The 5,254-nt window shown below is 37.5% G+C and carries 3 protein-coding genes; all 3 read left to right on the forward strand.

Annotated features, from left to right (window positions below; translation table 11 throughout):
• Positions 1–649: 649 nt before the first annotated feature.
• Positions 650–1,837 carry a putative HlyD family type I secretion protein gene (locus ATN88_RS06420; RefSeq protein ID WP_067413111.1) on the forward strand — a complete coding sequence of 396 codons (1,188 nt, stop codon included), beginning with the start codon at positions 650–652 and terminating at the stop codon, positions 1,835–1,837.
• A gap of 2 nt (positions 1,838–1,839) precedes the next feature.
• Positions 1,840–3,909 carry a peptidase domain-containing ABC transporter gene (locus ATN88_RS06425; RefSeq protein WP_083539431.1) on the forward strand — a complete coding sequence of 690 codons (2,070 nt, stop codon included), beginning with the start codon at positions 1,840–1,842 and terminating at the stop codon, positions 3,907–3,909.
• 109 nt (positions 3,910–4,018) lie between these two features.
• The gene (locus ATN88_RS06430; protein ID WP_157490673.1) at positions 4,019–4,774 is read left to right on the forward strand and encodes a hypothetical protein; all 756 of its coding nucleotides are present in this window, start codon (positions 4,019–4,021) and stop codon (positions 4,772–4,774) included.
• The last annotated feature ends 480 nt before the right edge of the window (positions 4,775–5,254 follow it).

Genomic DNA, 5,254 nt, shown 5'->3' on the forward strand with positions numbered 1-5,254 from the left:
TGGTATTCGAGTGGTGAACTCAACCTAGCCAATGCTCATCCAACATTCAGACTATATTGGTTTCACCTAAGGCTTATTCCCCCCTTTGTAGCGGCAAGTCTCTTTGAAAAATAGACAAAGACTCCGACGAATAAAATGTATTAACACCAATTAGCCAGTGAGCCAGTGAGCCAGTGAGCCAGTGAGCCAGTGAGCCAGTGAGCCAACGTAAAATAGCACCCTCAGTCCTTGAGAAACTAGGTGGATTGTTAATCATTTGCAGGTTCAATTACCGTTCAGTATTAGCCTGGATGGCATTTATTTTGTGATTACCCGGAATGGCTTTGCATAAATTAACGATTACTTTGCACAAGTATGCATATGAAAACATATGCCATATTGATATTATCATTAAAGAAGTATTGGTATGTCATCAACGTTTCTTTAATATAATAAAGTAAGGAATTTAAAAATGAAAAAAATGACAGTAGAAAGCACAAAAAACGTTCGCGGTGGCTTCATTGGCGTTCTAGCGGTATCGTCATGGGTGGTGTGATGGTTGCGGGTGCAACTGTTGGTGTAGCTTCAAAATCATAACATAACCAATTTAAACATCCTTTTACTAACAACGGCTATTCGAAAGGGTAGCCGTTTTTTTAGAGAGAAATATGTGCGTAGCATACCCGTAAGCTATTCTCCGGTAAAAACAGTCACCTTTTCCTTATTTATTTTCGTTTCTATTTTCGTTCTAGTTTTTAGCACCGGTAATTATACTTATACAACAACTGTCACTGGTTCGGTTGTAGATCCATCTATCACCAAGATTACAGCTACAACAACAGGGCAAGTCTTTTCTATTACAAACTCATCGTCGGCCAATAAAGGCGAGCCTATTGCAACGATAGTCAGCGATAACACCGAAAGTGCAGATGCCTCTCTTTTGTCTAACAACGCTACTTATACTGAAATTCAGCAGTTGATTAATGATACACAGAAACGAATGAACCATGAGAAGGAAACACGTGAAAAAACCAAACTATTCCTACATCAAGCTATTGATAGCGTCAACTCAGAGATCAAGATTAACTTAAGCTCTCAAAAGACACTGCTTGATACTAGGAAAAAAATTAATGCGCTAGTGAAATCAACTCAAGAATTATTTAAGAAAGGTCATATCAGCCACAACGATTTAACAAAGAAAGAGCTGGAATTAAACAATATAGATACAGATATAAATACTCTTCGAGGCACATTATCCAGTCTAGAAGTAAAGAAACTAGACTACTATAACCAGTTGGAAAACAGTACGAACACATCCCTTAGCACTGAAAGTCAACTTACAGATCAACTTTTTCAATACAGACGATTGTTGAAAGAATTTAGTGAGCGCTACTACCGTTCAATTACATCTCCAATAGACCTTATAACGTTAAAACCGTTAGTTGATATTGGAGAGCAAATTGTTCCAGGGGATGTCCTCTTAGTCGGAAAACGCATTACAGATAAAAAAATGTACTTCCAATTTAAAGTATCTCAAGATTCTGTGGGATTTATCAATGATGGCGACAAAATCATCATTCGAGTAATTGCTTTTCCATATGAAAAATTTGGCGTGCTGACAAGCAAGGTCACAAGCATTTCAGAGTTTTCTAGCTTAGATAGAAATCAACGTCTAAACAATTCAGAAGATGGTTTTTATTACATGAATGCTGAGGTTTACCCTAGCCAACGAATCCCTTTAACGGCCCTAAAAGATGGCATGAAAGTAGAGGCAGTTATCCAACTTCAAAAGACGAACCTTATTAAGTGGTTGTTCTTACCAATTAGTAAATCACTAATACGTAACCCGGACTTTTAAGCTTGAAAAAAATCAATATTCAATTACAAAATGAAACTACAGAATGTGGTTTAGCTTCGATCTCAATGGTTGCTAGTGCTTACGGAACAAACATATCGTTAAGCCACTTAAGAAAATCGTATAAGCTGTCTAAAGATGGAATGAGCCTTTATGACATAACCAAGGTATTTTATGACATAGGATTCACTACCAATGTTTATGAGTTAGATGTGGCGCATTTAGGTGATCTGAAACTTCCAGCAATACTATTCTGGAATAACTCTCATTTTGTTGTTTTGGAGGCTGTGGGTTCAGATTATAAGATTATTGACCCAGCTTTTGGGCGACAAACATACACCAAATCAGAGTTAGGCGTTTTATTTTCAGGGGTCGCATTAGAAGTAGACCAGAAAGTAGCATTTTATGATGTTGATCAAGAACAGAAACCAACATCTCACTTTAGCTGGTTAAATGTACTGTCCACATACCCAACCTTCTTTGGATTATTTTTTTCCAATATCTTAATGTTGATAGTTGTAGGTCTGCTATCGTTCGCAGTCCCCAAGCTATTTCCATTGGTATTGAATGATGTACTACCTAATAATGATGTGGAGTTCTTAACTTTACTTCTAATTATTTTTGGTGCAGTTTTTCTAGCCAAGAGTGCAGCCTTAAATTTTTCTTCATACATCAAGTATCAGATATCTAGAGGGCTGAATCAGCAGACCGCGAGAGACTATTACGCGTTAATAACATCATTACCTGTAAACTTTTTTGAGCGTAGAACGCCAGCTCAAGCGATTCGATATATTGGTGCAGTTGAAAACATAAGCATCAAAATAACCGATGGCTGGTTAGTGATTTTGATTAGCGTTCTTATCTCATTTGTTTTCGGAGCATTGTTGCTGGCGATTGACGCATTTATTGGTGGTGTATTAGTTGCGTCCTGTATCATGTTCATGACCGTGAGAGTTTGCTTAATTCAGTTAATTAAAAATGTTCATTCTAAGCAAATAATTGCAGAGTCAAAAAGAAATCAATCCGTTATTGACACCTTTAATAGCATCGTGTCATCAAAGATAAACGGCACAGAGTATAAAATGATCTCCGAGTTTTCAGCAAAGCAAAATGTGACTTCACATTTGTCGGCAAAGATCCGTTGGCTTTCTGAGACTGGAACTAACCTGCATACTAGCCTGAACCTTTTCCAAGGATTGGTTATTGCCTACTTAGGAACAAAGGCGACTTTAAACGGAAGTATTACTCCAGGAGATATGATTGCAATTGTCCTTTTCAAAGATATGTTTATGCAAAACATATTGGAATCAACTGAAAAGTTTCATTCACTGCGAATGTTAGAAACCGAACTAGAACATGCTGAGGATGTTCTAGAATGTTCACGCTCATCTGAAATTGAGGCGGAAGATATTCAAACGATGTTTGTCAACAAAGATGAGCCTATTGGTGATATAACAATCAGTGATTTGTGCTTTGCATACTCTTCATTTGATACCAAACCAATTATAGATAAGTTATCATTCTTAGTGCCTTACGGTTCTAAATGTCTTATCCGCGGTAGATCTGGGTGTGGTAAATCGACTCTACTTAGATTAATAGCCACATTGGACTCTCCAGATTCGGGATCGATCACCTATAACGGTATGACTGCGCAATCCTTTGGTTTAAGAGCTTTAAGAGACAAGATAGCAATTGTTGGTATTGATGACCGAATAGAGAATGCAACGCTTATTGAGAACATAGTCTTAAATACATCGGATATTGATGCTGTAAGGGTAAAGAAAATAGCAAAACTTTTGGAATTAGACTTTATTAATTCTCTTCCAGCTGGTTATCACACATTTTTGGGGCAAGCTGGAGTAAAACTATCAATGGGACAGCAACAACGTATCTATCTAGCAAGGGCACTGTACAAGGAACCTCAACTCCTAATATTAGATGAGCCTACATCACATTTAGACCCAGAATCCTCATCAATCATTAAAGGGGTTATACAAAAGTTGGGATGCACCGTAATTGTAGTTAGTCATGATGAAAATGAATCTGGGTTTGAATATGAAATATCATTTAATTGAGTGCGTTAAGCAAATGAAACTTAGATTATTGAATAGGATAATTAACAATCGAAGTCTACTATCTCTTTGCTTCGTGATAACAAAACTTATACCGTGTAAGAAAACATACTTGTATGAATATCTCTCTATTGTAGGAGTGAATCGTAAATCCTTACTACATAATATAGCTAAAAATAGGTTTCTATGTAGTTGCGGCTTAGTCCGTGAATTGATTTTTTCTACAGCGAAATTTCATACAAACCCATCAGAAATACTATCCACTTTTAAATTATCTCCGGAGACGAAAGAGGCAATTGATGAAAGTGAAGTTATATTGATGGTACATCCTTGCGACCGTATAAAATTAATTATGGGGTTGGTAGATTCAATTAGCACTCAGCGTATTGTAATTCCGGTTTATGGTGACATTACAGACTATCAGACATATACAGAAAAGAACTTCGACAAGTTTGTAGTGTACGTTAACACAGCAAACCCTGATGCTATTTCGATTATTACAAGAGAAGTTTCACGAGGAAGTAAGCTTCTAATTTTCGCAGATTTACCCAGTAGAAAAATGTGGGTTACTTTTGGCAAGACTAAACAAGTAACCCTATTTGATAAGGTCGCCCATATGCCATATGGACCATTTTTACTTGCATCTAAATTTGCTAGCAAGGTGGCATTTGTAGCAGCTAAAGAGGATTTCAATCAAATGTCACTGATACATGAAAGTTTAAACAGCGCATCCCTTAGCGTTCTGATGAAGGGCTTTATTCAGTTTTATGAAGCGTTTATTACAAACCATACTGAATCAGTTCTTTACCTTTCGCGGCTTCCTACGTACCACTACCATCCCACATCACCTGCTGATATTCGATTGTAGGTAAAGCCGGCTATCACTTAAGGTACCTTGAGCAAATAAAGTAGTGCGTTTTATTAATACAAACGGCCTTTGATTTGGGCCGATTTTAAGCTCTGGTAAAATGTAGCACTTGACTCCGTTCGTATGGCTCTTAACTTTTGTGTTCTTGACTAAGATGAAGCAAGCAGACACCGCAATAACTCATCTCAAATATCTCTTTAAGCCATCATAAGGCCTATTCCCAGGGGAGAGGCACCTGCTTCTTTTGCTATCTAGCTTATCTCAAGCGAATAAAGTTATACGCGATAAGTGTACCTCACATCTCTTGTTCTACACTGTATACAGACTAACTCCGGGGCAATTTAGCCACTGAGCCAACATAACAGATACCCTCAGTCCTTCAGAAACTGAGGGTACTATTATTCATCTCTGGGAGCGTTCAACTGATCAGATACTTAACTGTTCAGTGTTAGCTAGATGGCGATTTTCTTTTGCCTTTCG

Source organism: Enterovibrio coralii (assembly GCF_001559595.1).
Lineage (GTDB): Bacteria > Pseudomonadota > Gammaproteobacteria > Enterobacterales > Vibrionaceae > Enterovibrio > Enterovibrio coralii.